A 24,857-nucleotide genomic window follows, 5' to 3' on the forward strand; every position below is an offset into this window, starting at 1 on the left:
CGCCGGGCTCCCGGCAGTGCCGTTAGGACACTTTTTAAACGAACGTTACCTAATTACACGGGACGCTGCTTCAAGACGGCGTCAATGATGCCGTATTCCTGGGCCTCTTCCGCCCCCATGAAGTTGTCGCGATCGGTATCTTTCTCCAGACGCTCGAGCGGCTGACCCGTGTGGTGAGCCAGCAGGTGGTTCAACTGGCCCTTGATCTTGAGGATTTCCTTGGCATGGATCTCGATATCCGAGGCCTGGCCCTGGAAACCACCCAACGGCTGGTGAATCATCACACGGGCATTAGGCAGCGCGTAACGCTTGCCTTCTGCACCTGCAGCCAGCAGGAACGCCCCCATGCTGGCGGCCTGACCGACACACATGGTGGACACATCAGGCTTGATGAACTGCATGGTGTCGTAGATAGACATGCCGGCAGTCACTGAGCCACCCGGGCTGTTGATATACAGATGGATGTCCTTGTCCGGGTTTTCGGATTCAAGAAACAGAAGCTGCGCCACGATCAGGTTGGCCATGTGATCTTCCACCTGGCCCACCATGAAAATGACCCGCTCTTTCAGCAAACGGGAATAAATATCAAAGGAACGCTCACCCCGAGCAGTCTGCTCGATCACCACCGGTACCAGACCCAGATTGGTCGGGTCCTTGATAAGCTGGCTCATTTCCGGGGTCATGGATTGGATACGGCTCAAGTCGATCATGTAGCGCTTCCCTCTGGTCGGTCATCCTTAGACGACGGGACGGTATTATTAGGGCCGTCGCAACGGCCATCTCCTGAAGCTGCAATGGGGCCCAAACAGGCGGATTACAAGGGCTTCGGAAAAAATCACTGTTCTGGCATCTTATGACGGCACCATGGGGGCGTCTATAAAAGTGGGCTTTGCCGGGGTTCAAGTGCGCAATTCTTGGCCAGATTGTGCATTAATAGGTCAATTCGGCAGCCAAAACAGGAAAAATCGCGGCAATACCCTCACCAAAGGCAAGGAAATACGGCACTGGGGAATGCCACTACCGGAACTGCCTGGAACAAAAAAGGGGCCCGAAGGCCCCTTTTCCGATCCGTTATCGCCTGGCTGATCAGGCTTCAGCCTGCTCACGCGGCTTCACGGCATCCTGGTAGGACATGGTTTTCTCTTCTACCTTGGCGCTTGCCAGCACCAGGTCGACTACCTGCTCTTCCAGCACCGCGCCTTCGATCTGTTGCAGCTGCTGGGGGTTACCGTACACCCAGTTCACCACCTCTTCAGGCTTCTCGTACTGCTCGGCGATTTCCTCAACACGGGCTTTCACCTTGTCGGCATCGGCTTTCAGCTCGTTCTGGTCAAGGATCGCACGAATGATCAAGCCAAGACGCACAGAACGCTGGGCCTGCTCGGTGAACAGGTCATCCGGCAGGATGGAAGCATCAAATTGCTGGCCGCCGCCGAACTGCTGAACCATCTGCTGACGCATGCGCTGAACTTCCTGGCTTACCAGAGCCGCCGGCAGGTCAAATGCGTGCAGGTCGGACAGGCCTTCCATGACTTGCTCTTTCACTTTGCCAGTGATGGCGTTCTTGAGCTCACGCTCCATGTTCTTGCGAACTTCCGCCTTGAACTTGGCCTCGTCGCCATCGTCAACGCCGAATGCCTTCATGAACTCAGCGTCCACTTCCGGCAACTGCTTGCCTTCTACCTTGTTGACCTTGATCTGGAAAACAACGGCTTGGCCCTTCAGCTCTTCGGAGTGGTACTCCTCCGGGAAGGTCACGTCGATGTCTTTCTCTTCGCCAGCCTTCATGCCAACGATGCCATCTTCAAAGCCCGGGATCATCTGACCGGAGCCCAGCTCCAGGTTCTGGCCGTCTGCCGTGCCGCCCTCGAAGGCTTCACCGTCTTTCAGACCCTTGTAGTTGATGTTGACGCGATCGCCTTGTTCTGCGGCACGCTCCACTTCCTCGAACTGAGCGCGCTGCTGACGCAGGGTCTCGATCATGGTGTCGACGTCTTCATCAGAAACGTCTGCCTGCGGCTTCTCGACAGCAATGCCGTCAAAAGCCTGCAGCTCCACTTCCGGATACACTTCAAAGGTCGCCACGAACTCAAGGTCTTTACCCGGCTCATTGGTGGTCGCTTCAAAGCCCGGCATGCCGGCAGGCTGCAGTTTTTCCTGCTCTACCGCCTCAATGAAGGCTTCACGCATGACGTCAGCCAGCACATCGTTACGCACGGCGCTGCCGAAGCGACGCTTTACTTCACGCATGGGCACTTTGCCCGGGCGGAAACCGTCCAGACGGACATTTTTCTTGGCTTCCTGCAGTTTATCTTCTACTGCAGAGTCCACTTTCTCCGCCGGTACACCCACCGTCAGACGGCGCTCAAGACCTGAAGTCGTTTCAACAGAAACCTGCATAACATCCTCTTTAAAAAGACTTTTTCGCTGCTCGCCGACCACTGTGAAGCGTGACGATCAATATTCAAGGGCGCAGATTATAATCAATGCCGCCCTTCCTGCCTACATAGCCGCCCTGTCATCGGACAGCAGTACCCGGAGGCACATACGAAAAAGCCTCCGGGGTGTCCCGGAGGCTTTTAATATGGGGTGACTGAGGGGATTTGAACCCCCGACCACCGGAGTCACAATCCGGGGCTCTACCAACTGAGCTACAGTCACCATAAACTTGTTGCTTTCCTGCCTGGCACGCCTGGCAGGACTCGAACCTGCAACCGACGGCTTAGAAGGCCGTTGCTCTATCCGGTTGAGCTACAGGCGCATTGCAGGTTCCGCTAATCTGATGGTCGGGGTGGAGGGATTCGAACCCCCGACATCCTGCTCCCAAAGCAGGCGCGCTACCAGGCTGCGCTACACCCCGTTTATCAGTCACGCCAACAGTGCTTGAAAGCGAGGCGCGCATAATACTCGGCGCCCCGGTAAGCGTCAACGCACCGGGAAAGAAAAAATCCCTAACGTTCAGATTTTAAACAACTTGTGATCACGGCACCGTGATCATTAGCTGGCTGTTGAAAAGCCCCTTGCGCACTCAATCTTTCAGGCTGGTTCGCCCCCTCTATGGGTCAAAAGGTAAAGAGGGGCGCGCTTTTGAAGGTGTATGTCCATCCATCGAAAAAGCGCAACAGCGAGTGCGGACCAGCCTGAAAGACCCGTAGGGCGCGGCCTGAAGGGCACATCTGCTGCGCTTTGTCGCCAGGAGATGTAACCACCCTGCCCGTTGCGACAAAACACAACAGCTGCACCCTTCAGGCCACGCTGAGCATGCAAGGGGCGTTTCAACAGCCTGTTAGGGAGTTCCTTTTGCGCCACGGGTCGGGCCATGCGAAAATCGCGCCCCCTGATTCCCTTCACCATCAACTATGTAGAGAGAGATTCCATGACCGCCCAGATTCTCGACGGCAAGGCCCTGGCTCAGCAGTTCGAAGAAGAAATGCGCGAACGTGTCGAAGCCCTGAAAGCCAAAGCCGGTGGCCGCACCCCAATTCTGGCCACCATTCTGGTCGGTGCCGACCCGGCCTCCGCCACCTACGTAAAAATGAAGGGCAACGCCTGCCACCGCGTGGGGATGGAATCCGTAGCCATTGAATTGCCGGAAACCACCACAACCGAACAGCTGCTGGCCAAGATTGACGAGCTGAATAACAACCCCGATGTGCACGGCATTCTGCTGCAGCACCCGGTGCCCGCGCAGATTGACGAACGGGCCTGCTTTGATGCCATCAGCCTGGAAAAAGACGTGGATGGCGTCACCTGTCTGGGCTTTGGCCGCATGAGCATGGGCGAAGCCGCCTACGGTTGTGCCACCCCCAAGGGAATCATGCGCCTGCTGGAGCATTATCAGGTCAAGCTGGAAGGCAAGCATGCCGTAGTCGTGGGGCGCAGCGCCATCCTCGGCAAACCCATGGCCATGATGATGCTGGAAGCCAATGCCACGGTTACCATCTGTCACAGCCGCACCCAAAACCTGCCAGAACTGATCAAACAGGCGGATATCGTGGTCGGCGCGGTCGGCAAGCCGGAATTCATCAAGGCAGAGTGGATCAAGGATGGCGCCGTGGTCGTTGATGCTGGTTACCACCCGCAAAAATGTGGTGACATTGAGCTCGCCCCCCTTCTGGACCGCGTCTCAGCCTACACCCCGGTCCCCGGCGGCGTTGGCCCCATGACCATCAACACCCTGATTTTCCAGACCCTGCAGTCCGGCGAGAAGGCGCTGGGTTAAGTCCCGTTGCTCGCCCAAAAACCGCGCCCAGCCCATGCTGGCCGCGGTTTTTTTATGGTTCATCGGAGCTCGACGTCTCAAGTCGGGCGTCTAACCATTCTTCGCGGCCAACAAAAAGGCCGCCCCCAACATCTGGGCGCGGCCTCTCTGACTTCAGTCAACCACCACACGAAACCGCGCAGATATTCACTATTTACTGTTAACTATTCACTGCCTTTATCAGCTGTCCTTGGGCCACGACTCCCGCAGCCCCACGGTCTGGTTAAATACCAACCGCTCGTCCGTGCTCTCCTGATCTACGCAGAAGTACCCCTCGCGCTCAAACTGATAACGGGTTTCGGCCAGTGCGCCGCGCAGGCCCGGTTCTACCCAGCAATCGGACACCACCTTGAGAGACTCAGGATTGATGTTCTCCAGGAACGTCTGGCCTTCTTCTACCTTGGCCGGGTTTGCCACCGTAAACAACCGGTCATATAGGCGAACCTCACAAGGTAGCCCTTTACTGGCACTGACCCAGTGGATCACACCGCGCAATTTGCCCTGACCTTCATCATTCTCAGGGTTCTTGCCCAACGTCTCCGGGTCATAGCTGCAGCGAACCTCGATAACGTTACCCTGATCGTCCTTCACTACGTCCGTTGCACGCACCACATAGCCATAGCGCAGCCGCACCCGGTCACCCAGCACCAGTCGCTTGAACTTCTTGTTGGCTTCTTCCCGGAAATCGTCCTGATCGATGTAGACCTCACGGGTCATGGGCACCTGGCGAGTTCCCATGGCTTCATTTTGTGGATGCACCGGCGCAGTCAGCGATTCTTCCTTGCCCTCTTCCCAGTTGTCGATCACCAGTTTGAGCGGACGAATCACACACATGGCACGGGGCGCATGCTGATTCAGATCATCACGGATAGCCGCTTCCAGCATCCCCATATCGACCACTGAGTCCGCCCGGCTCACCCCTACGGACTCACAGAAAGAACGCAGGGAGGCAGGGGTATAGCCACGGCGTCGCATCCCGGAAATGGTCGGCATCCTCGGGTCGTCCCAGCCATCCACGTGCTTCTCGTCAACCAGCTGTTTGAGCTTGCGCTTGCTGGTCACGGTGTAATTCAGGTTCAAACGTGCAAATTCGTACTGACGTGGTTCAGCGCCAACATCGGTATTGGCTACCACCCAGTCATAGAAGGGACGGTGATCCTCGAATTCCAGAGTACACAGGCTATGGGTAATGCCTTCAATGGCATCTGATAGCGGGTGGGTGAAATCGTACATGGGGTAGATAACCCACTTGTCACCGGTCTGATGGTGCGTCGCACGGCGCACCCGGTAAAGCACCGGATCGCGCAAGTTCATATTGGGGCTGGCCAGATCAATTTTCGCCCGCAGCACCGCTCCGCCATCCGGGAACTCGCCGTTCTTCATCTTTTCGAACTGGGCCAGCGCCTCTTCCGGGCTTTGCTCCCGGTACTCACTGGGGGTACCTGCCTGCTGCGCCCAACCCCGCATTTCACGGATCTGCTCAGCACTGGAAAGATCCACATACGCCAACCCTTTGCGGATCAACTGCACGGCCAGTTCATACAGCCGGTCGAAGTAGTTGCTGGCGAAACGCACCTCACCCGCCCACTCAAAACCCAGCCATTCCACATCCTGCTTAATGGACTGAATGTACTCGTCTTCTTCCTTTTCCGGGTTAGTGTCGTCAAAACGCAGATGACAGGCACCCTGGTAGCTTTCGGCAATACCAAAATTCAGGCAGATGGACTTGGCATGCCCGATATGCAGGTAGCCATTGGGCTCCGGCGGAAAACGGGTGACCACCTGACCGTCATTTTTACCTTCTGCAAGGTCGCGATCGATGATCTGTCTGATAAAATTGCTGGGCGCTTTGGTTTCGCTCATTGCCTTCGCCGGATACAGTGAAAATAAAGGTGCGCTAGTGTACAGTGCGACCCCCTTCAGTCAAAGACTCTGGGCCCGCACCGTGGCAATTTCAGCTATGGCTTACAGGCCCTACCCTGTGGAGAAAACCCGATGAAAGTGGTGCTGAATACAACCTACGGCAAAATCACCCTGCAACTGGACGCAGAAAAAGCCCCCGTAACCACCGAAAACTTCGTGCAATACGTCAAGGATGGCCATTTTGACGGCACCATTTTCCACCGTGTGATCAGCAATTTCATGATCCAGGGCGGCGGCTTCACCGAAGACATGCAGCAAAAACCCACCCGTGATCCTATTCAAAATGAAGCTGGCAACGGCCTGTCCAACAAGGTTGGCACCATTGCCATGGCCCGCACCCCGGATCCGCATTCTGCCTCTGCCCAATTCTTCATCAACGTGGCGGATAACCATTTCCTGGACAAGGAACGCAGCCAGGACGGCTGGGGTTACGCTGTGTTCGGTGCTGTGTCTGACGGCATGGACGTAGTAGATAAGATCCGTGGCGTGCAAACCGGCAACAGTGGCTTCCATCAGGATGTTCCGGTTGAACCTGTGCTGATCGAATCCGCCGAGCTGATCGAGGAATAAGTCATGCGTCTTGCTGCTGTACTGTTTGCCCTGCTGCCAGGGCTGCTATGGGCAAACCCCTTGGTTCGGTTTGAAACCACAGCTGGTCCGATTACCGTCGAGTTATATGAAGACAAGGCTCCCATTTCGGTGGCGAACTTTCTTCAATACGTCGACAGTGGATATTATGAAGGCACTCAGTTCCACCGAGTCATTGAAGGCTTCATGATTCAGGGTGGCGGTTTTGACAAGAACGGACAGCGCAAGACGACCCAGCCCCCTATTCAGAACGAGGCCGACAACGGGCTCAGCAACCAGCGCGGTACGCTGGCAATGGCGCGCACTTCGGATCCCCACTCCGCGACCGCGCAGTTCTTCATTAACTTGGTAAACAATCCCAACCTGGACTTCACAGGCAAAAACACTCGTGGCTGGGGATACACCGTTTTCGGCAAGGTTACCGAAGGCATGAATGTGGTAGACAACATTGCTCAGGAACCCACCACCAGCCAGCGCCTTAGCGGCATGATGGCCAGGGACGTTCCCGTTGCGGCAATACTCATTCTCAAGGCCTATCGCGTCGAAGCCCCTGCAACCCCGCAAGAGGGCGCCCTGTAACGATGGCCTACAGCCTTTTCATCTCCGATCTGCATCTTGATCCTGTCCGGCCAGAGCATCTTGCCGCCCTGGAGGTGCTCCTGGATAAACATACAGGGAAAACCGACGCCCTGTATGTGCTTGGCGACTTGTTTGAAGCCTGGATAGGTGACGACGATGACACTCCGTTCAACCAGCAAGCCATCGCCGCCTTTCGGCGTTTTGCTGACAGCGGCAGCAAGCTTTACTTCATGCACGGCAACCGCGACTTCCTGCTTGGCCAGGACTTCGCCGCCGCCTGTGGCGGCACTCTGCTGGACGAGGGTACCGTGGTCGATTTGTACGGCACCCCGACCCTGCTCATGCACGGCGACAGCCTGTGCACCCTGGACACCGAGTACCAGCAATTCCGCGCCATGGCGCGCAGCCCTCAATGGCAACAGGGGATGCTCACCCAGCCCCTGGAACAGCGTCGCATGATCGCTCAGGGCATGCGCATGCAAAGCCAGGGAAAGAACGCCAACAAAGCGGAAAACATCATGGATGTGACCCCGGAAGAAGTAGTCCGGGAAATGACAGATGCTGGTGTCCAGCATCTCATCCACGGCCACACCCACCGCCCCAACGTCCACGACGTTGACCTGCCTGGCGGGACCGGCAAACGCTGGGTGCTGGGGGACTGGGGGGCGCTTGGGTGGCAGATTGTGGCGGATAGTGAGCTTGGGTTGCGATTGGAGAGCTTTGCGATTAGTTAACAGTGAATAGTGAACAGTTAACAGCGTCGCGAAACAGGTTGTTTTGATCCTTACGCATGAGGCCGCGCCCATACTCTGGACGCGGCCTCATGTGTTTATGACCCCCCGGCGTTAGTCGCGCCGCTGTTCACTGTTAATTATTAACTATTCACTGCCTCGGGATTCCCGAATGAAACCGAAACGCCTCATCCGGTGTTTCGATCAACTCCTGCTCTGCCACCTTGAAGAATGCCACCCGTTCCTCAATCGGCTCGCCGGCATATTGTTCGGCCAGGCGCAGGTAGTCTTCATAGTGACGGGACTCGCTTTTCAGCAGGTAGCGGTAGTAACGGCCCAGCTCTTCGTCCACGTGGGGGGCCAGGGCGGCGAAGCGTTCGCAGCTTCTGGCTTCGATTAATGCCCCGACGATAAGGGTATCCACCAATCGCCCGGGCTCGGAAGTGCGCACATGCTGACGCAGGCCTTGCGCATAACGGGCCGGAGACAGGTGATCATAGGTGACTCCACGCTGGCGCATGATCTGGATCACCTGCTCAAAATGCAGCAGCTCTTCCCTTGCCAGTTGGCTGAGGGCATCCAGCAGCTCGGGGCGATCCACATAGCGAAACATCAGGTTCAACGCCGTGCTGGCCGCCTTCTTTTCACAATGGGCATGATCAATCAGCAGAATGTCCGGGTGCTGCAGCGCCCAGTCAATCCACGCCTGTGGCGTCGCGCAGGGCAAAAACTGCTGTATGTGGGAAATATCGTGCATGGTGTCCTCGTGGTGGAGCGGCATTATAGCGGCACAACTGCTGCGGTACACACATGAAGCGGTTATTACCCATGGCTGCTGCGTCCCGGCGCTGCAACTCGTATACTCCCCCGCCATGGGAAGACGATCGAATCCACGCATGCAGACATTCAAAGGGCGAACAGCCGTACTGGCCCTGCGCCTGGTGGCCTGCCTGCCATTCACGCTGAACCGCTGGCTGGCAACCCTGATTGGCGCCCTTATCGCCACCTTGCCCACCACAGCCTTGCGCAATTCCAGGATCAATCTGGCGCTTTGCTACCCCGAGCTGTCTGCGCGCCAGCACAAGCGGCTGGCACGCCAATCGCTGGTCGAGAGCATCCGGAATACCTTCGAGATTGCCCTGTTCTGGCATCACCCCGAAGCCGGTCTGAAGCGGGTCGTCCGGGTCGACGGCGGCGAGCCACTGCAGGCGGCCGTGGATAGCGGCAAACCGGTAATGATCCTGGCTCCGCATCTAGGCTGCTGGGAAGTGCTTAACTTCTGGTTGGCCGATCACTACGACCTGCACGTGATGTTTGCCCCATCCGGGTTGCCGGAGGTCGATGCCCTTGTGCGCCAAGGGCGAGAACACTTCGGCTCGACCATGTACCCCACCACTGCCCGCGGCGTTGCCGGACTTGTGCGCGCCATGCGCAAAGGGGCCATGACAGCCATCCTCCCTGATCAGGTGCCCGACCGTCGCAGCGGTCGTCATGCGCCCTTTTATGGCCAGCCCGCCTACACCGGCACCCTGGCTTGCAAACTGATCCAGCAAACCGGAGCCCGGCCTTTTATGGCCTGGGCCAAGCGCCTTCCCGGCACCCAGGGCTTTGAGCTGCGCTTCCGGCCCGCGGACAACGCCATTGCGGATCCGGATCTGGACACCTCCCTTGTGGCCCTCAATCAGTCCATCGAAGCACTGATCAATGAAGGCCCTGAACAATACCTGTGGAGCTACAAGCGCTTTCGCCGGCCACCAAAGGGTCAGCATGCCCCATATTGAGTTGGCCAAAACTTACGCCAAGTGATTATGAGTATTCATCTGGTGAATACCCGTAACCGTCGTTTCGCTTAACAGTTGATGGCGTTTCCGCTATACTCCGCGCGCAATTCCAACCCCCAGTTACACCCTAAAAGACTGATTTCCAAAAGAATTCAGCCAATTTGAGCAAGAGGGAAACGCTGTGCTAGAAGCCTATCGCAAACATGTTGAAGAGCGCGCCGCCGAAGGTGTGCCGCCAAAGCCGCTGAACGAGCAGCAGGTTGCCGACCTGGTAGAACTGCTGAAGAACCCGCCGGCTGGTGAAGAAGAATTCATTCAGGACCTGTTCGTTAACCGCGTTCCGCCGGGCGTGGACCAGGCTGCATACGTAAAAGCCGCCTTCCTGAGCGCGATTGTGAAAGGCGAAGCCAGCTCCCCGCTGATCGACAAGAAGCGTGCGGTACAGCTGCTGGGCACCATGCAGGGTGGCTACAATGTCGCGCCGCTGGTGGAAGCCCTGGACGACGCCGAGTTGGTAGAAGAAGCTGCCGAGCAGCTCAAGCACACTCTGCTGGTATTTGATGCTTTCCACGACGTGGAAGACAAGATGAAAGCCGGCAACGCCAAAGCCAAGGAAGTCATCGAATCCTGGGCCGAAGCCGAATGGTTCACCAAGCGTGCAGACCTGGCTGAAAAAATGTCCCTGACCGTCTTCAAGGTCACCGGCGAAACCAACACCGACGACCTGTCTCCAGCACAGGACGCCTGGAGCCGCCCGGACATCCCGGTTCACGCCAACGCCATGCTGAAAAACGCCCGTGAAGGCATCTTCCCTGAGAAAGACGGCGAGATCGGCCCGCTCAAACAGATGGAAGAACTGAAGGCCAAAGGCCTGCCTGTTGCCTACGTAGGTGATGTTGTCGGTACCGGTTCTTCCCGTAAGTCTGCAACCAACTCCGTGCTCTGGCACTTCGGTGACGACATCCCCTTCGTACCGAACAAGCGTGCTGGCGGTGTGTGTATCGGCGGTAAAATCGCGCCTATCTTCTTCAACACCATGGAAGATTCCGGCGCCCTGCCTTTCGAGTGCGACGTTTCCAAAATGGAAACCGGCGACCAGATCGACGTCTTCCCGTTCGCGGGCAAGGTTGAGAAGAACGGCGAAGTCATCGCTGAATTCGATCTGCGTTCCCAGGTACTGCTGGACGAAGTCCGTGCCGGCGGTCGTATCAACCTGATCATTGGTCGCGGCCTGACCACCAAGGCCCGTGAGAGCCTGGGTCTTGAGCCCAGCACCCTGTTCCGCAAGCCGGAGCAGCCCAACGACAGCGGCAAGGGTTACTCCCTGGCCCAGAAGATGGTCGGCAAGGCCTGTGGCATGGAAGGCGTCCGTCCGGGCACCTACTGCGAGCCGAAAATGACCACCGTGGGTTCCCAGGACACCACTGGCCCGATGACCCGTGACGAGCTGAAAGATCTTGCCTGTCTGGGCTTCCAGGCTGACCTGGTCATGCAGTCCTTCTGTCACACCGCCGCTTACCCGAAGCCGGTTGACGTTGAAACCCAGCACACCCTGCCTGACTTCATCATGAACCGTGGCGGTGTTTCCCTGCGTCCGGGCGACGGCATCATCCACTCCTGGCTGAACCGTATGCTGCTGCCTGATACCGTGGGCACCGGGGGTGACTCCCACACCCGTTTCCCCATGGGCATCTCCTTCCCGGCCGGTTCCGGTCTGGTAGCCTTTGCTGCTGCCACCGGCGTTATGCCGCTGGACATGCCGGAATCCGTACTGGTTCGCTTCACCGGTAAGCGTCAGCCGGGTATTACCCTGCGTGATCTGGTACATGCCATTCCGCTGCAAGCCATCAAGGAAGGCCACCTGACCGTCGCTAAAGCGGGCAAGGTTAATGTCTTCAACGGCCGCATCCTGGAAATCGAAGGTCTGGAAGAGCTGACCGTAGAGCAGGCATTCGAACTGTCTGATGCCTCTGCCGAGCGTTCTGCTGCAGGCTGTACCATCACCCTTTCCGAAGAGAGCGTGGCTGAGTACCTGAAGTCCAACATCACCATGCTGAAGTGGATGATTGCCAACGGTTACGGCGATGCCCGTACCATTGAGCGTCGTATCACCGGCATGGAAGAGTGGCTGGCCAACCCGAGCCTGATGCGTGCTGACGCCGATGCCGAGTACCACACCGTCATCGAAATCAACATGGACGAAATCAAAGAGCCGGTACTGTGCTGCCCGAACGATCCGGACGATGCCAAGACCCTGTCTGACGTGGCTGGCGCCAAGATCGACGAAGTGTTCATCGGCTCCTGTATGACCAACATCGGCCACTTCCGCGCGGCCGGTAAACTGCTGCAGAAAGTGGAAAGCGGCACCATGCCGACCCGTCTGTGGATCGCCCCGCCGACCAAGATGGATCAGCATCAGCTGACCGAAGAAGGCTACTACAACATCTTCGGCAGCGCCGGTGCACGTACCGAAATGCCGGGCTGTTCCCTGTGTATGGGTAACCAGGCTCGCATCGCGCCGAAGTCCACTGCGGTATCCACCTCCACCCGTAACTTCCCGAACCGTCTGGGTCAGGGTGCGGATGTGTACCTGGCGTCTGCTGAACTGGCGTCCGTGGCGTCCATCCTCGGCAAGCTGCCTAGCGCCGCCGAGTACATGGAATACGCGAACACCATCGACTCCATGTCCGCAGAAATCTACCGCTATCTGAACTTCGACAAGCTGCCGGAGTACCAGGAAGTGGCAGACACCGTGAAGATCCCGGTTGCCCAGTCTGTCTAAGACACGGTAATCGCTTCACCACAAAAAGCCCGGCCAAGTGCCGGGCTTTTTGCTTTCAGGATCCATCGGACACCCTTTCAGGGCCCGCCGGGATCGTGCCCGCTTGCTTTGCGTCAACCGGCTGTCAAAATCGATGCAATCCTTCTGACGGTTAGCAGAATGCCCAAGCGTATTGTTTCCCTTATCCTTCCTCTACTCGTCTTGATCAGTCCAGCTTCCCAGGCACTGAACATTCCCGCCTTTGCGCTTCCCGCAGGCGCATCTGCGACGGTGGCAAGAAATGTTGCTATTAGCCGCCGAGCCAGACAGGACAAAGACCAGCAATCTTTCCAGCGACACGAGTCTTCCAGCCTCTACCAGTTGATCCATATAGACCCCGCCAAACGCCTGGGCACACATGATGAATGGGCCATTGCCTATCTGGCAGACGCCGAGAGAGACAGTCACGACCTCATGGACAACTCGGCCTTCCTGCCCACGGCTCACCAGGGCAAGACGTACCGCTATTTTATGGGGAGCGACGGTTCACCTGTCTTCCTGCCCCTCTCGGAAGGTGAACCGGTGGCATCCCCTGACGCATCCGAACAGCTCTTTCGCGACATTGCACTCGGCAATACCAGCTACCACACCGTCATCAGGAGCGCCTCTTCAAGGAACTTTGACATTGGCAAGCGCTACCCCCTGACGCCCACCGAGCGGAGTGATTTTCATGCCCAGGAGGGCAGCATTCAGCTCACCTCGATTACCCGAATGTGGGAACGTGACGTGGCTGAATTTGCGGTAGAAACCCGCAATGAGATCAACGGTACAGTGATGACCGGAAAGGTGTGGTTCTGGGTCCTGGCCGCCACCGGCCGCCCTGTTCTACTCATCAAGGAATACGGGATTGATCTGGTGGAAAGCGGGATCCCCTTCTACGACCGGCGTCAGATTTCCTTTGGCTTTGCCTACAGTGACCTGCCCATCAGCACACTCGCACCCGAGATTCTTCCTGCTCAACAGCCCAGCGGCCGGGTACAAGGGATGGCTTATTCCGACCAGACAGGGCAGCTTGCGTTTCTGACCCGGGAATACGGCAGCCAGACTTCATGGTTAACGTTTTGGGATCTTGCCCAGCGCAAGGCGTTGTTTACCACACGGGCAGGCGGACAGAATCTGCATATGACCAACAGCGGCAAAGCGGTCTATGTGGGGGATTATGGCCCTAGAGGGTTTCTCGGCTGGGTCATGTTGGGCAATGGCTATCAGCCCTTCGGTGGCCATTTCGATGCCTCATTCCAGATTGACCGAGAGCTGCGTACCAGCGCCCTGTTCGGGGTCTACCCTGTATCAATCAACAACCACAATGAACTGGAGATCTGGAACACCGCCTGGGGCAAACTTCAGTATCGCCAGCGCCTTGAACACTCCTCCCCCATGGTCATGGCCACCGCGTCCGATGGCCGCCTTGTTACCCTGGGAGAGGACCTTCGAGTCTCTGTGCATGAGCTGACCATCAGTAACCGGCCCTGCCGTGACAAGTCGGATCCGCAAGAAAGCTACTGCGACCAACCTGCCATCTCCTTCAAGGAATCCACATCCCCCATTAGCCTCCCGGATCTGATCCTGCCCGATCATTACAGTAAACCGGGCCAGCGGCAGATAACCTCACTGGCACTCCACCCCGAACAGCCAATACTGCTGTATTGCACGGAATTCCCCGCCGAATGCGGCACGATCAATTACGAAAACCGAAGCGTCTGGCTGGCTCCCCTAAGCAGCAACCTGGTGTTTTCCGGCCCGGGCTCCATCATCGCCGATAACGGCACTTATACGCTTGACGGTCAGTTTACTCCGTATGCCCTGCCCCACAGTCCAGCCGTGAATCACCATGCCGCAGTGTCTGAAAGCCGGGCCCTGCTCTTCAACCGCACGGTTCAATACGACGACCAGTTTACCGATGACAATATCCTGATTCGTGACTCCCTCACCGGACAAGTCATTGATACGCTTTCCCGCCAGTTCTACCCGATCAACAGTCTTTCCGTTCAGCAGGAAGCGTTGACCGTCACCACCGGCGCCATTGGCAAAGGTGACATGTTTGTGCTGGATCTGTCGTCCCTGAATTTGCACAAAAGCGCGTTGCCTTTGCCGGTTAATAGCGCGCAGCTAAATAACAAGTGGATGCATGTCTCTGCCAGCGGCATGGAGCTAATCGCCAGCACCGACGACCCGGCATTGGTCCGTACACTCAACTTTCAGGTCGCCGACCATGCCTTCACCGACAAGGGAATCGTCTACGCGAGAGACAACATTCTCTATGAGTATGACGTTGCCGAGGACACCTCAACCGAATGGTATCGTTTTGATTCGACAGTCCATGAATTTGTTCTCTTTGACGAGCAGAGCCGCTCGCTGGCGGTGAGAATCGATCAAGGCAAGGTCGTCCTTCCTCATGCTGGCGTGACACTGGATCTTCCCTATACCCAGCTTGGCAAGCAGTCGCTGGAATACGACAAACTGACGGAGACATTTTTCGTTTCCGGACTGACCGGTTATTCCTCTGCGTTCAACCCGGCCATTGATGTGATCCAGCAGTTTGATACCTCTGGCAAACCGCTCATGGAGATGTATCCACTGTGGGGGCGCTCTGAACTGATGCAGGCGACCGCCAATGGCCAACTGTGGAATGCCGATGACAGTGGCAACCTGAATATCCGGGATATTCGCTCCGGTCTGGTCCTTGAAACCATTGTGGAAGCCCACCAGGGACACATCACCGCCCTCGAACAACTGAACGAGCGCGCGGTCATCACCGCCTCCAGCAACGGCACTATCAAGATCTGGCGGACAGACATACCCAGCGGCAACTTCCGGCTCAACACGGTAAGCACGCAACTCGATCAGGTATTGGTGAAACCGGATATCGGCAACCGCCATCCACGCTTGGTGGCAACCATCAGCATCGACAAGTCGGGAGAATTTGTTATCAACTCGCCCGATGGCTACTACTGGTCAACCCCTCGCGCACTGCACAACGCCAGTTTTGTGCAAGACAGCAAGGTATTTGATTACGCACAATACGATTACTGGCTAAATCGACCGGATATCGTACTGCAGCGTCTCGGATACGCCACGCCCAACAGCCGCATGCTCTGGGAAAAACTGGTCAGCCATCGGCAGCAACGTCATCATGGCCATCCCTCACGGATGCCTCTGAATATAGATAAACCAGCATTGACCCTGAGCGGCCCACAGGCGCTGCTTCAACGAAGGGACCAGATTAACTTGACGTATGCGGTTGAGGACGCCAAACATTCGGACGTGACACTGCACGTGCAGGTGAATCAGGTGCCGGTGTTTGGCCAGCAGGGCCTACCCCTGAAAAACAACCACGGCACCCTGTCCATTGATCTGACACCCGGCAGAAATAACATCCGGGCTTACGTCAGCACCGGTGGTGGCCTGCAATCAGAAACCCGTTTCCTTACTTACAACCAGGCTGATAACAACCGCAAGCCAGCGCTCTATCTGCTTACCATTGGTGTCTCGGATTATGCGGATGACCGTCTCGACCTGCGCTACGCCGCCAAAGATGCCACCGATCTGGCCAACGCCCTTGGCGCCAGTGATCAATATCGCGAGGTTCACCGCTTTACCTTGCTGGACCGCCAGGTCACCGCGCGCTCGGTCCGTGATGCCAAGGCGTTTCTCAACCAAGGGACAGCGCAGGATCACGTCGTCGTATTTCTGGCCGGGCACGGTTTTCTTGACGAACAGGACAACTACTTCTTTGGAACCTCGGATATTGACATTGCCACTCCCGCGGGCAAAGGCCTGCCCTACGAGGACATCAACCGACTGCTCGACGGAATTCCCTCGAGAAACAAACTGCTGATGCTGGATACTTGCCACTCAGGGGAAGTCACAGAGCCGGTAGCCCGTCTGGAACTGCCACCGGGAGTGCAAAGTCGCGGTCTGTCCGTCAGAGCACAACCTCAATCAGAAGCATCTCCGGGCATCTCCTACGCGCTTTTGCAGAACGCCTTTGTGGATCTGCGTGCTTCTACTGGAGCGATCATCATCAGTGCATCTGGCGGACAAGAATTCGCACTTGAAACCGAGGCTATCCAGAACGGGATTTTTACGGCTAGTGTCATCGATGCACTGACCAACAAGCGTGCAGACAGCAACGGAGATGGTGAGGTCACCACCGCCGAACTCCGCGATTTCACCTATCGCGAAGTAACACGCCTGACCAACGGTCGGCAGCGGCCTACCACCCGTAAATACAACCTGGATATCGATTTCGCCGTTTTCTGAATACGGCAAAGACATGGAAATTACTGACCCAGCCTTCGCTTGGTCAGTGCCGTCGCAGTGGCCTCAAGCGGGTCCTCAGGCCAGGGATGCTTGGGGTATCGCCCACGCAGCTCCTTGCGCACGGCCGGGTAATTTTCCCGCCAGAAGCGCTCAAGGTTATTGGTAATCGCAGCAGGCCGTCCGGCGGGGGTCAGCAAATGTGCGGTGATCGTCAAACGCCCTTTGGCAAGGGTCGGCAAGACTCCGAGCCCAAACAATTCCTGTAATTTCACTGCAAGCACTACGTGTTCACTACGATAATCAAGCGTGGCGTTGCGCCCGCTGGGAATTGCCACCCGGGCCGGTAACTGCGCCTCCAGCGCCTGCCTTTGTTCCAACGTCAACAGCACATCCAGTGCATGCTGCAGTGGCAGGTTGCGCAGATCGTCCAGTCGTCGCATACCGGCCATAAAGGGAGCCAGCCACTGCTCAAGGGTTGCCCCTAGGGTCGAGTCGTCCACTGCCGGCCAACCCGATTCCAGTAACGCCATTCTCGCAACCCTGGCCTGCCACTGGCGCGCCTCTTCATCCCAGGGCAAGGCGTTGTCTAATCCGGCTTCACGAACCCCCTGAAGCAGCCCTTCGATACATTGCTCTGCAGACAGCTCGGCAAGGGGATGCGATTCAATCACCAGATTGCCCAGCACCTGCTCACGACGCCCGGTCACCCGGCCACGCTCACTATCCCAACCGGCACGTTTGCGCCAGCGAGCGTGCTTGTCCAGCACCGCAGTCACGGCTCGCTCATCCAACGGCATGACCAACCTCAACCGGGCATCCCGTGGCTGCCCGTCGGTGTCGAGAACCACTAACCACTCGTGGCCAAGCAATCGATCCCGTTCCGGTAAACGGACACCGGGGCCATCCACCATCTGATACACCCCGTCTCGCCCGGGCCTTTGCCTTGCCACCTGTTGCGGGAAGGTACAGGCCAGTAATGCGCCTAGCCCTTGCCGCCAATCGCTTTCATCACGATGTTTGCCGCCGGCAAGTCTGCGGGCTTCGGCCAGCAGGCTTCCATATTGTTGGGGACGCTGTTCCAGGGCCTGCAGGCGGTCGCGCACGTCCACACCCAGCCCCTGAAAGGGATCGCGATCAGAGAGTAAGGCGGCCAGCCGTGATGCCGTCTCAACCAGACCGATCTCTCTGCCGGCAATCACCAGAATGGCCAGCGCCGGCTCCGTTGCCACCGATGACACCGCTTGCCCGAGCGGCGTCAAAGCGCCCTGTCGGTCCAGTACCCCGGCGGAGGTCAACCGGTCCACCGCACTACGCCAGGCACCTCCAGGCGGAGGATCCAGCCACTCCATTCCATCAGGTTGGCTACACCCCCAGCGTGCAAGATCAAGGACCAGTCCGTCGAGGCCAACACGATGAATTTCGGGCGCGGTATAACGGGCGAGCACCTCCGACTCGGCCCAAAGCCGTATGCAGTGCCCGGGGCCGCGCCGGCCAGCACGTCCCGCTCGCTGCCGGGCACTGGACTCACTGACCCGTCGTGTGACAAGCCTCGAGCGGTGTCTGGCAGGATCATACAGGGGCTCACGGATAAACCCGCTATCCACCACGTGAGTGACCCCATCGATGGTCAGACTGGTTTCCGCCACGTTGGTGGCCAGAATAATCATTTGGACACCCGCGCGAGCCTCATCAAGCACAGCCTGTTGTTCCGAGAGAGGCAAACTGCCATGAAGCATACGAACCCGCTCTGCCAGTCCACTTTCGCGAAGCTGACCTGCCAGCCACTGGATGTCTGCCTGACCGGGCAAGAACACCAGCATCACACCAGTGCAATGAGCCACAGTCACTACTTCGCGAAGACAATGCGTTCTCCAGTCTGTTCTGCCTGGCACTGCGGCATAACGGACATCAACCTGAAAACGTTTCCCCTCACTACGAATAACCGGCGCATCAAGCCAGGTTTGCAAAGATTCGCTGTCGAGGGTGGCCGACATCACCAGCACCCCCAGATCGGGCCGGAAGACCTCACGGACTTCCCGCACCAGGGCAAGGCCCAAATCCGCTTGCAGGGATCGCTCATGGAATTCGTCAAACACAACCATGCTGACCCCCTTGAGCTCCGGGTCGGTCAGTAGCATCCGGGTAAGAATGCCCTCAGTGATCACTTCGATAAGCGTATCGGGCCCAGTACGGGAATCCGAGCGAGTCCGGTAACCCACACGCCCTCCTGGTTGCTCCCCAAGCTGAGAGGCCATGAACGTGGCCACCGATCGTGCGGCGACCCTGCGCGGCTCCAACATCAGGATTTTTCCCCGGCTGCTCCAGCCTGTCTTGAGCAACGCCAGCGGCACACGGGTGGATTTCCCCGCTCCGGTCGGGGCCTCCAGAATGGCACGACCGTACTCGTCAAGTGCTTGAATTAATTGCGAAATGACATCATCGACGGGAAAATTGGAGGGCATTCAATACATCCATTGCCTTTTTGGCGTGATCGCAGTCACTAGTCATCATTTTTCTGCCTCATGTCTCTGGCCGTCAACTGAGGCTATGCTATATTTGGCTTAGTAGTAATAATTTATAACGAATAGAAATAGCGATTTATGCTGAGCGATTTGGGGATACCTGAGCATCTAATCTGGAAACTGAATGATTTTGACAACCACCAGCGGGCGGTCAATTTTATCAAACAGTTTCAGGACACGCTGTGCGTATTCAGTGCACCGGTGGAACAACTTTATACTAACTACGATATTTCGCTCCCGGACAACGATGAGCGCTCACTGATCATCCTGCCAAACCCGTATGCCTATCACGACACCTTTAATGGCATTGTGGACGATAGTGTCCACGCTAGCGGCATGTATATCGTTCCCGGTGACCTATTTGGAAAAGAAGGGCTGTTTCTCACCCTGCGACTGCTCAAATACGGAAAACGCATCATCAAACCTGTCCCGTTAAAGGTAGGGCTGTGGGCGCTGATGAAAAAAGAAACCCGGGACGTACCCTTCCTGCCTGTGATCACCAAGGGGGACCTGCGGGCATTTCGCAAGGATTTTCCCTGCCTGCACCTTCACCGCATCCAGCCATCCAAGTTGGTGGACCGGTCCCCCATGGAGATCAAGGCAATTCAGAAGGTCATCCGGGACAAACTGAAAGTCTATATGTAATCAGTTCGTCTGATCGTAGCAATAATCGAGGGCCTGGATGTAATACTCCAGCCCTCTGCTGGCCGCCGCAAAAGCTCTTTCTTTCTGGGCCTCATCCACACAAACCAGCTTGATCAGCTCCATGGCTTCATGGGGGTGATCGTCATCATAGGACGCGTGAGCCCTCAGCCAGGCCATGGAGTGGCGATTGATCGTTGCCACACCATTTTCCTGATAGGCCTTCATGCCCTTGACCACGCTTTGACTCCACTCGCCGGTCGCCCATTCAATGGCAAGATTGGTTGAGGCAATCCCTTCTTCCAGAGTGCCTTGATGCCCCATGTTCCACAGAAAGTGATTCACCGCATCCATGGCTGCAGGTGGCTCGACAAATTCCAGGTCACGCAAGGTGATCCCGAAGCCCATAGCCCAATCCTGGTACCAGTAGGCATGGCGCTGCTCAATCTTGATATTACCAATCAGCCAGTTCTTGGCTTCCTCATGGCCTGCATGGCGCCCCGGCCGGGTCTTCGCCAGATTCAGGCCCATGTATTTGGGAAAGTTTTCCACCAACGGATAGAAATTCAACAATGCCGAGCGGAAACGTGGCAGGGACAGTGAACCTGCCGCCATCTCCTCAAACAGCGGGTGCCTGACCACCCGATCCTTGAGCGGTACCAGATCGTCCCAGAATTGCTGGGCCCAAGGCGAGTGCGCTGTAAGCTCCAGCGCTTTCTTGTAGTTCGCGGCTCGCATGCAGTTGTTCTCCATAACAACGGTTTATTTTTATCCGTGCACCACCATGCATCGAAAGAGGCACACTAGTCCAATAATTTGTATAAGCGATTTCGCAGACGACGTAAATGACGGATTTGGGCTTTCCCTGCACCAAAGCCAGGATTGTAAAGCAATTGCTGATAGTAAACGGCCCATTGGTGGGCCAAGGGCCCGGCCTTGGGCCATTTGAGATCAATCACCCGGGCTAGTGCTTGCGGACTCAGCCCCTGAGCCAGAGGGTGGCCAACCTGTTGCTCAACCCGTTGGTGTACGCGCCAGAACTCCCGCTCCAGCACAGTCTGTCGTCGAGTGCCGGCTTGTCGCAACAAAATCAGCATATAGAGCGTCAATAGCACGCTAATAGCGGCGACCAGACTGGCGGCGATTCTCAGAGGACTGGCTTCACCGAGCCAATGACGTAACAGCTGAAGCTGGGAGGCATTGTCGTAACCCAGAACCCAGGTTTGCCAGCGGAAATCCACATAGTCAGTCCACTGCTGTAGCCGCCCAAGCAGCCCACCCGAGGCGAAGCTATCCAGGCCTTCCAGTGTATCCTGTGCCTCCTCATCACCCCGCAGGGACGCTCGCAAGCCCAACGCTATCCGGTCAGGCGCCACGGCACCAGTGGGATCAACGCGGACCCAGCCCTGTCCCTGCAACCACACCTCTGTCCAGGCATGGGCATCATATTGCCGGACCAGCAGATGCGAACCGAGTGTATTCTGCTCCCCCCCTTGATATCCCACCACTACCCGTGCAGGCACACCGGCCGCTCGCATGAGGAACGTGAAACTGGAAGCATAATGCTCGCAGAACCCCCGCTGGGTACGAAACAGGAACTCATCAATAGGGTCCGTGGTAAGCGGAGGGGGTTTCAAGGTGTAATGAAAAGGCTGCTCGCGAAAATGCCGCAAAGCGCGAGAGACAATTTCATTGTCGGTACGACTGTCCCGCCGCCACTGATCTGCCAACGTCCTGGCCCGCCGGCCAAAACTGTCACCAGGCAAACTCAACATGAGTTCTCGCTCAAGCACGTCCAGCACAATCGCCGGCCGCAAATCGGGAAAGCTGGTGATGGAATAGCGTGTCCTTTGCGTAACCGGTGCCCGCGCAACCAGACGCATATCTCTGGCCAGCGAGGCCTCTCCTTCTTCCAGCATCGGCACCGCCATGGCAAATAACCAGCGACGCTGGGTGGGTTCCATGATCAGTTGATAGGAATAGCCTGACTGAGGTTTTCCCTGAGCCTGCAGCTGTTGGTACCAGTCAGGCGGCGCCCCCCTTCCATTGTAAAGATAACTGTCGACAGCCCCACCCCGCGGTATCGCCTGCTGCCAGGTGCGACCATCAAAATGACTTAGTGTCAGACCGCGCCAGTAGCGTTCTGCCGCGGGGGGCAACGCCCCCTCGAAAGCCACACGAAAAGCCAACTCAGAGGATTCCGACAACTCACTGATATCGCCAGGCGAAATACTATCGGTCATGCCTGTGCGAGCCTTGCCACTATCAAGTTGCATGTTCCATAGAGGCGCCACTCGAGGAACCAACACAAACAGCACCACCGTTACCGGAACTGCCTGCAGGAACAACACACTACCGGTTTTGATGTGGCTCGATGCCCTGGCCTTGGTCTCACTGTGATTAATCCCCACCAAAGCGGCTGTCAGCAGTAACATGCTGAGCAGGACAAACAGGAACATACCGGGTCCACGCTCAAACAGTAGCGCAGTGGCACAAACAAAGTAGCCAAGCACGATGACCACATAGGCATCGCGCTGACGCACCATTTCCAGATACTTCAGGGAAAAAAGGCTGACAAGTAATGCCACTCCGGCTTCAGGCCCGTAGATGCGCCCAAAGCTGAACCAGGTCATGCCCACTGCCGCCACCAAAAGCCCCCCCCGGATGATGCGGCCTGGCAAGCGCATACGTTGGTGGTCCACCAGCCAGCGAATCGCTACCACCACACCCAGCAACAGCGACTGCCAGACGGGCCCGAGCAACAGTTGAGGTAAAGAGCACGTAATCAGCGCCGTGGCCAGCCATAATCGGGTGTGTACCGGCACCTGGTAGACACGCATCAGTCGAACTCCGGATAGCAGGCCAGGGCATCAAGAGCGCGCCAGCGGTGAACGTCGCCCATGTCTGGTGCCAATGTCATCCCGGGCAACACAAGCCCATAGGGCAACTGCTGCTGGTCCAGCGTCAAAACCCAGTGACACAGGATCGACAGACGCTGTTCATCACCCATTCCCTCCAGTCTGTCCCAGCGCAACCACAACCTTCCGCCGGCAGGCTCCTCGAATAACTTGGTATTCAGGCCCTTGCCTGCGGCATAACCTTTCCAGTCGATACGCCGCAGGGAGTCTCCGGGGGAATATTCACGAAGTCCCTGAAACTCATCGTTGCCCGCGCGACCGGTGGGTACCTGCTGGCTATGGTCATCGCCACCATCGGCCGGACACTGCGGCCACTCTTGTGGCGTCGGCCAGGCCAGACAATAGTGATCCAGCGAAACATAAGACCAGGTTCGTAACAGTCCCAGTGGAAAACGACTTTCCACCTTCAGTCGCGGGGCCAGAATCCTGCCCCGCTGGTTTAACCGGATATTCAGCCACAGGCTACTCTCCTCCCCCCCGGTCACACTGACCTGCTGGGCAGCTTGCCCCTGCCAGTACAACCATAAACAGAGATGATCACGGCGCTCCGGGAAGAGGATGACCTCCAATGCACCACTGGCACCGCTGAATCCGGATTCACTATCGCCGTTACGAATCCCCAGACCGGAAAGGTTGCGGTAGGTATGCAAGATAGCGACAAGGAACAGGCTCGCCAGCAAAAAAGACAAGGCAAGAATCAGGTTGTTTTCATAGTTGATACCGCCAATGAACAACAGACTGGCAACCAACAAATAAAAGAAACCATAGCCGGTAGGAAAAATGAAAATGCGCTTTTGATTAAGCACAACCCGGCCGGAGCGTGGCAGTCGTCGTGACAACCAACGTTCGTAGAGATCGTGCAGTGGAGCCGGAAGGCGCATGAAAGGCCTCGCTTATCGCCGTACCACCGGAACGGACTGCAGCAGGGATTGGGTCATTGCTGCCACGCTGCCACCTTGACGAGCCGCCAATCGGTGCTCGGCAACGGCCGACCACACCGCCTGTACGTCTTCAGGAACGACATAATCACGTCCACCGATCAACGCCCAGGCCCGGGCGGCCTTGAGCAGCCCCAAACCGGCACGGGGCGACAGACCCGCGACAAAGCGGTCGTCACTGCGAGTCGCATCCAACAATCGTTGCACATAATCAATCAATTCGTCGGTGGCACGCACTTTGTCAACCATCCGAGTCAACTTGATCAACCCTTCGCTGCTGATCACCGCTTTCAGATTGCGTACCAGGCTTCGCAAATCGCCCCCTGCCAGCAGGTTTCTCTCAACCTCTGGTGCGGGATAGCCGAGCGAAATACGCATCAGAAAGCGGTCGAGCTGCGACTCGGGAAGCACAAAGGTGCCAGCCTGATCCACCGGGTTCTGGGTCGCTACCACAAAAAAAGGCTCAGGCAATTTACGGCTGACGCCGTCAAGGGTCACCTGCCGCTCTTCCATGGCTTCCAGCAGTGCCCCCTGGGTTTTGGGCGTCGCGCGATTGATCTCGTCGGCCAGTAGCAGCTGGGTGAAAACTGGTCCTTCACGGAGAGAGAAGTCCTGCGACTTGGGGTCGAAAACGGAAACCCCCAAAATGTCCGCCGGCAACATGTCACTGGTGAACTGGACACGCCGGTAATCCAGTTGGAACACGCGCGCCAGGGCATGAGCCAATGTCGTCTTGCCCATGCCAGGCAGGTCTTCTATCAACAGGTGGCCATTGGCCATCAGGCAGGTCAGCGCCAGTTTAAGCTGTTCTTCCTTGCCCAATACCACCTGCCCTACCTGGGCCAGGGCTTTTGTCAGAGCCTGCATGAATCCCCTTATTGTCTTGTTGT

At 57.1% G+C, this 24,857-nt stretch carries 17 protein-coding genes and 3 tRNA genes; 8 read left to right on the forward strand and 12 right to left on the reverse strand.

The genetic code is table 11. The features are described 5' to 3' along the window. Nucleotides 1-53 precede the first annotated feature (53 nt). From clpP to D4A39_RS04785, 5 genes are all read right to left on the reverse strand, one after another. Nucleotides 54-671: an ATP-dependent Clp endopeptidase proteolytic subunit ClpP gene (gene clpP, locus D4A39_RS04765; protein WP_052017542.1), complete on the reverse strand. Its 618-nt coding sequence runs from the start codon at nt 669-671 to the stop codon at nt 54-56. A 415-nt stretch (nt 672-1,086) separates the two neighbouring features. After that, nucleotides 1,087-2,400: a trigger factor gene (tig, locus tag D4A39_RS04770; RefSeq protein WP_022986577.1), complete on the reverse strand. Its 1,314-nt coding sequence runs from the start codon at nt 2,398-2,400 to the stop codon at nt 1,087-1,089. A 185-nt stretch (nt 2,401-2,585) separates the two neighbouring features. Then, nucleotides 2,586-2,661: transfer RNA gene (locus tag D4A39_RS04775), tRNA-His, on the reverse strand. 23 nt (nt 2,662-2,684) lie between these two features. Next, a tRNA-Arg gene (locus D4A39_RS04780) sits at nt 2,685-2,761 on the reverse strand. A 22-nt stretch (nt 2,762-2,783) separates the two neighbouring features. After that, a tRNA-Pro gene (locus D4A39_RS04785) sits at nt 2,784-2,860 on the reverse strand. 516 nt (nt 2,861-3,376) lie between these two features. On the opposite strand from D4A39_RS04785, the gene folD reads away from it, so the two are divergent. Continuing rightward, entirely contained in the window at nt 3,377-4,222 is an 846-nt protein-coding gene (gene folD / locus D4A39_RS04790) for a bifunctional methylenetetrahydrofolate dehydrogenase/methenyltetrahydrofolate cyclohydrolase FolD (protein WP_031227022.1), read from the forward strand. Between the two features lie 219 nt (nt 4,223-4,441). Here folD and D4A39_RS04795 read toward each other — a convergent pair whose 3' ends face one another. Then, nucleotides 4,442-6,124, reverse strand: coding sequence for a glutamine--tRNA ligase/YqeY domain fusion protein (locus tag D4A39_RS04795; protein WP_119917584.1), 1,683 nt, complete (start codon nt 6,122-6,124; stop codon nt 4,442-4,444). 132 nt (nt 6,125-6,256) lie between these two features. Here D4A39_RS04795 and D4A39_RS04800 point away from each other — a divergent pair, with 132 nt between their 5' ends. The 3 genes from D4A39_RS04800 to D4A39_RS04810 are packed head-to-tail and all read left to right on the forward strand — an operon-like array spanning nt 6,257 to nt 8,085. After that, nucleotides 6,257-6,754, forward strand: a complete 498-nt coding sequence (locus tag D4A39_RS04800; protein ID WP_119917585.1) for a peptidylprolyl isomerase — start codon at nt 6,257-6,259, stop codon at nt 6,752-6,754. A gap of 3 nt (nt 6,755-6,757) precedes the next feature. Further along, the gene (locus tag D4A39_RS04805; protein ID WP_119917586.1) at nt 6,758-7,351 is read left to right on the forward strand and encodes a peptidylprolyl isomerase; all 594 of its coding nucleotides are present in this window, start codon (nt 6,758-6,760) and stop codon (nt 7,349-7,351) included. Nucleotides 7,352-7,353: 2 nt separating this feature from the next. Next, a complete protein-coding gene (locus D4A39_RS04810) occupies nt 7,354-8,085 on the forward strand; it encodes a UDP-2,3-diacylglucosamine diphosphatase (protein ID WP_119917587.1) in 732 nt (243 codons plus the stop codon). A 148-nt stretch (nt 8,086-8,233) separates the two neighbouring features. Here D4A39_RS04810 and D4A39_RS04815 read toward each other — a convergent pair whose 3' ends face one another. After that, on the reverse strand, nt 8,234-8,839 hold the full coding sequence (locus D4A39_RS04815; protein WP_022986583.1) for a MiaE family protein: 606 nt from the start codon (nt 8,837-8,839) through the stop codon (nt 8,234-8,236). Between the two features lie 139 nt (nt 8,840-8,978). On the opposite strand from D4A39_RS04815, the gene D4A39_RS04820 reads away from it, so the two are divergent. From D4A39_RS04820 to D4A39_RS04830, 3 genes are all read left to right on the forward strand, one after another. Further along, entirely contained in the window at nt 8,979-9,863 is an 885-nt protein-coding gene (locus tag D4A39_RS04820) for a lysophospholipid acyltransferase family protein (protein ID WP_233552410.1), read from the forward strand. Between the two features lie 181 nt (nt 9,864-10,044). After that, nucleotides 10,045-12,645 (forward strand): bifunctional aconitate hydratase 2/2-methylisocitrate dehydratase, encoded by a 2,601-nt coding sequence (gene acnB / locus D4A39_RS04825; protein WP_119917589.1) that lies wholly within the window; start codon nt 10,045-10,047, stop codon nt 12,643-12,645. A gap of 159 nt (nt 12,646-12,804) precedes the next feature. Continuing rightward, a complete protein-coding gene (locus D4A39_RS04830; RefSeq protein WP_119917590.1) occupies nt 12,805-16,947 on the forward strand; it encodes a caspase family protein in 4,143 nt (1,380 codons plus the stop codon). Between the two features lie 20 nt (nt 16,948-16,967). Here the strand turns inward: D4A39_RS04830 and hrpB are convergent, their stop codons facing one another. Then, a complete protein-coding gene (gene hrpB / locus D4A39_RS04835) occupies nt 16,968-19,409 on the reverse strand; it encodes an ATP-dependent helicase HrpB (protein WP_119917591.1) in 2,442 nt (813 codons plus the stop codon). A 138-nt stretch (nt 19,410-19,547) separates the two neighbouring features. On the opposite strand from hrpB, the gene D4A39_RS04840 reads away from it, so the two are divergent. Then, nucleotides 19,548-20,114 (forward strand): hypothetical protein, encoded by a 567-nt coding sequence (locus D4A39_RS04840; protein WP_022986588.1) that lies wholly within the window; start codon nt 19,548-19,550, stop codon nt 20,112-20,114. Here D4A39_RS04840 and D4A39_RS04845 read toward each other — a convergent pair whose 3' ends face one another. The 4 genes from D4A39_RS04845 to D4A39_RS04860 form a co-directional block, all read right to left on the reverse strand. Beyond that, a complete protein-coding gene (locus tag D4A39_RS04845) occupies nt 20,115-20,849 on the reverse strand; it encodes an iron-containing redox enzyme family protein (RefSeq protein ID WP_022986589.1) in 735 nt (244 codons plus the stop codon). A 65-nt stretch (nt 20,850-20,914) separates the two neighbouring features. Beyond that, nucleotides 20,915-22,951: a transglutaminase TgpA family protein gene (locus tag D4A39_RS04850; RefSeq protein ID WP_233552411.1), complete on the reverse strand. Its 2,037-nt coding sequence runs from the start codon at nt 22,949-22,951 to the stop codon at nt 20,915-20,917. After that, nucleotides 22,951-23,910, reverse strand: a complete 960-nt coding sequence (locus D4A39_RS04855) for a DUF58 domain-containing protein (protein ID WP_022986591.1) — start codon at nt 23,908-23,910, stop codon at nt 22,951-22,953. The genes D4A39_RS04850 and D4A39_RS04855 overlap by 1 nt, the downstream gene beginning before the upstream one ends. 12 nt (nt 23,911-23,922) lie before the next feature. Further along, nucleotides 23,923-24,834, reverse strand: a complete 912-nt coding sequence (locus D4A39_RS04860; RefSeq protein ID WP_119917593.1) for an AAA family ATPase — start codon at nt 24,832-24,834, stop codon at nt 23,923-23,925. Between the last annotated feature and the right edge of the window lie 23 nt (nt 24,835-24,857).

The organism is Alcanivorax profundi, assembly GCF_003597125.1.
Taxonomy (GTDB): Bacteria; Pseudomonadota; Gammaproteobacteria; order Pseudomonadales; family Alcanivoracaceae; genus Alcanivorax; species Alcanivorax profundi.

Excerpts from the sequence above, each read along its gene's own strand:
- D4A39_RS04845 (WP_022986589.1), bottom strand. The coding sequence starts at position 20,849 with ATGCGAGCCGCGAACTACAAGAAAGCGCTGGAGCTTACAGCGCACTCG.
- D4A39_RS04840 (WP_022986588.1), top strand. The coding sequence starts at position 19,548 with ATGCTGAGCGATTTGGGGATACCTGAGCATCTAATCTGGAAACTGAAT.
- D4A39_RS04830 (WP_119917590.1), top strand. The coding sequence starts at position 12,805 with ATGCCCAAGCGTATTGTTTCCCTTATCCTTCCTCTACTCGTCTTGATC.
- D4A39_RS04800 (WP_119917585.1), top strand. The coding sequence starts at position 6,257 with ATGAAAGTGGTGCTGAATACAACCTACGGCAAAATCACCCTGCAACTG.
- tig (WP_022986577.1), bottom strand. The coding sequence starts at position 2,400 with ATGCAGGTTTCTGTTGAAACGACTTCAGGTCTTGAGCGCCGTCTGACG.
- D4A39_RS04815 (WP_022986583.1), bottom strand. The coding sequence starts at position 8,839 with ATGCACGATATTTCCCACATACAGCAGTTTTTGCCCTGCGCGACGCCA.
- D4A39_RS04795 (WP_119917584.1), bottom strand. The coding sequence starts at position 6,124 with ATGAGCGAAACCAAAGCGCCCAGCAATTTTATCAGACAGATCATCGAT.
- clpP (WP_052017542.1), bottom strand. The coding sequence starts at position 671 with ATGAGCCAGCTTATCAAGGACCCGACCAATCTGGGTCTGGTACCGGTG.
- D4A39_RS04805 (WP_119917586.1), top strand. The coding sequence starts at position 6,758 with ATGCGTCTTGCTGCTGTACTGTTTGCCCTGCTGCCAGGGCTGCTATGG.
- D4A39_RS04810 (WP_119917587.1), top strand. The coding sequence starts at position 7,354 with ATGGCCTACAGCCTTTTCATCTCCGATCTGCATCTTGATCCTGTCCGG.
- folD (WP_031227022.1), top strand. The coding sequence starts at position 3,377 with ATGACCGCCCAGATTCTCGACGGCAAGGCCCTGGCTCAGCAGTTCGAA.
- D4A39_RS04820 (WP_233552410.1), top strand. The coding sequence starts at position 8,979 with ATGCAGACATTCAAAGGGCGAACAGCCGTACTGGCCCTGCGCCTGGTG.
- hrpB (WP_119917591.1), bottom strand. The coding sequence starts at position 19,409 with ATGCCCTCCAATTTTCCCGTCGATGATGTCATTTCGCAATTAATTCAA.
- D4A39_RS04850 (WP_233552411.1), bottom strand. The coding sequence starts at position 22,951 with ATGCGTGTCTACCAGGTGCCGGTACACACCCGATTATGGCTGGCCACG.
- D4A39_RS04860 (WP_119917593.1), bottom strand. The coding sequence starts at position 24,834 with ATGCAGGCTCTGACAAAAGCCCTGGCCCAGGTAGGGCAGGTGGTATTG.
- D4A39_RS04855 (WP_022986591.1), bottom strand. The coding sequence starts at position 23,910 with ATGCGCCTTCCGGCTCCACTGCACGATCTCTACGAACGTTGGTTGTCA.